This is a genomic window from Actinoplanes sp. NPDC048791 (assembly GCF_040650095.1).
Lineage (GTDB): Bacteria > Actinomycetota > Actinomycetes > Mycobacteriales > Micromonosporaceae > Actinoplanes.
The window spans coordinates 1-2,245 of record NZ_JBEZGQ010001228.1 but is presented as its reverse complement, the minus strand read 5'-3'; the positions used below and the strand labels follow the sequence as shown (position 1 = coordinate 2,245).

Here is a 2,245-nt window from a genome sequence, read left to right as displayed (position 1 = left end):
GCCGGATCGCCATCATCACCGGCCCGCTGGACACCCCCGGTGGCGTCGACCGGCTGGCCGGCTACCGCGAGATCGTCGGGCACGGCGACCCCGAGCTGATCGCGACCGGCGACTACACCCAGGCCTCGGGCGAGGCGGCGATGGCCCGCCTGCTGGAGCAGGCCCCGGACCTGGACGCGGTCTTCGTCTGCTCCGACCTGATGGCGGCCGGCGCGATCACCACCCTGCAGCGGGCCGGCAAGCGGGTGCCGCAGGACGTGGCGGTCGGCGGCTTCGACGACAACAAGATCGCCACCACGACCAAGCCGCTGCTGACCACCATCCGGCAGCCGTGGGCCCGGCAGAGCGCGGAGATGGTCCGGCTGCTGCTGGCCCACATCGACGGCGAGGAACACTCGGCCGTGATCCTGCCGACCGACCTGGTCGTCCGCGAGTCGGCGTAGGAGCCTCAGGCGACGGAGGTGGCGCGGCGACGGCGCGTGGCCGCCACCCCGAGCACACCGGCGCCGAGCGCCAGCAGGCCGATCACCCCGGTCGCCGGGCCGGTGGCCGCCAGGGTCTCCCGGCCGCCGACGACGCGGACCTCGCTGTGCCCGGTGATCGGGGCCAGTCCCTCGGCGGAGAACGTGATGGTCACCGTCCCGGTGCGGCCGGCCGTCGCGGTCCGGGCGGCCTGCACCCGAACGGGCAGGTACTGCTCGATCGTCTCGCCCTCGAACGACAGCACCCGCGGATCCGAGCAGGCGACCCGGGTCGGTGACGGTGTGACGCATACACCGTCACCTTCCCTCGGAGTGAGCCGGACGCCGGTGACCCCGCGCAGGTCATAGGTGACCTTCGCGCCGGTCAGCTTGGTCGGGCCCGTGGACCAGAGGTTCGGTCCCAGCGCGTCGACGGCAGTACCGCCCACCGGCACCTCGATGTCCGGGAAGGCGGCCGAGATCGGATCGCCCCGGTAGATGTCCCCGGCGCGGGCCGGGGACGCCACGGTGAGCAGAAGAACGGCGGCGGCGGCCGGTACGCCCAGGAGGCGCCGCGCGTACAGGTGCTGCATCGCCGGTGTTTCCCTTCAACGGTGGGAACTCACCATCCATCACGCTGCGCGGAGATCGCCCGGCGAATCGCTGGTGGCGCACCGAGCGGCCGCCACTTTCACACGGACGTGGAGCTTGCCACCCGCCTCACTCCGCATCCTCGAACAGCATCATCCGGGTGCCCTGACCGGTGCTGCAGTTGACCGGCGGCTTGTCCCCGCCCCAGGCGAAGGTGCGCGGGAGAAGGCCGAGGCCGGCGCAGCTCGGAAACGATGTGGTCCCGCGTCGCGTGCTGCCCCAGTGGCCCGTGACCGGGTTCAGGATGATCTGGTCCCCGCGTTCCATCCAGATCAGAATCCGGCCCCCGGTGTCGGTGGACATCAACTGAGGTGCCCCGTAGTCGGACGTCGTCGGCAGCGCCCGGCGCCCGGACCCGTCCAGCTCCTGAACGAACCAGCCGGAGGACCTGCGCTGGATCAACGGCTGGGAGGCATCCGTCGTGCCGAGGCAGAAGGTCGGAGCGCACCGCAGCGACACCGTGTCGGGCAGCGCGGTGACCTTGCGCTCTTCCCCGGTGACGAGGTTACGGAGCAGTCGCGACACTGTGCCGCTGCTCCGGCCGGCCGGCCGGCCGGTCAACTCGGCCCACGGGGTGCCGTGGGTGCCGAGGTTCTTGAACTCCGCCGGCTTCGTCGTGACGCCGTCGGACAACGAGACTCGGGTGACTCCGCCACTGCGGGCCGACCAGTAGACCGCGTCGTCCGTGGCGTACCAGTCCCGGGCGAGCAGGTAGCTGGTCCGTACCGTGGTCACGAGCTGCCGCTCGCCGCCGGTCACCGGCGCGCGGTAGACCGAGAAGAACTCCTTGCCGTTGTCGCGCGCCTGCCACACCAGCCAGTTCGGCGTGACGAGGACCTCGTTGGCCGGGTCGTTGCCACCGAACCCGGTGACGAGCGTCCGGAACGTCTTGTCGCGCACGTTGTAGGCGTAGAGCGACACCATGTCCTTGACCAGCACGCGGTCGGCGTCCAGACGCCCCACCGTGCGGGCCTTCTGACCCGTCGGGGAGGTGGCCGGCGGCTCGATGACGGCGTCCGGCCACACCGACGCGATCTGCGGCGCGTCCTCGAACGAGGCGGGCATCCGGAGTCCCGACTGCTCGACCGTCTGAACGGGGGCGGCGCGCCGCTCCGGCCACGGACCGATCGCGG

Annotated in this window: 3 protein-coding genes; 1 reads left to right on the top strand and 2 read right to left on the bottom strand. The window is 71.8% G+C overall.

Features of this window, described 5'->3' with window-relative positions; all coding sequences use genetic code 11:
* Positions 1-443: substrate-binding domain-containing protein (locus tag AB0C29_RS44705; RefSeq protein WP_360833930.1), on the top strand; the 443-nt coding region annotated here is incomplete at its 5' end.
* Positions 444-448: 5 nt separating this feature from the next.
* Here the strand turns inward: AB0C29_RS44705 and AB0C29_RS44700 are convergent.
* Together AB0C29_RS44700 and AB0C29_RS44695 are read right to left on the bottom strand one after the other, a co-directional pair.
* A complete protein-coding gene (locus tag AB0C29_RS44700) occupies positions 449-1,054 on the bottom strand; it encodes a hypothetical protein (protein ID WP_360833928.1) in 606 nt (201 codons plus the stop codon).
* A gap of 127 nt (positions 1,055-1,181) precedes the next feature.
* The coding region (locus AB0C29_RS44695; RefSeq protein WP_360833926.1) for a hypothetical protein at positions 1,182-2,245 on the bottom strand (1,064 nt) is incomplete at its 5' end.

Coding starts and splice junctions, on each gene's coding strand:
- AB0C29_RS44700 (WP_360833928.1), bottom strand. CDS start 1,054: ATGCAGCACCTGTACGCGCGGCGCCTCCTGGGCGTACCGGCCGCCGCC.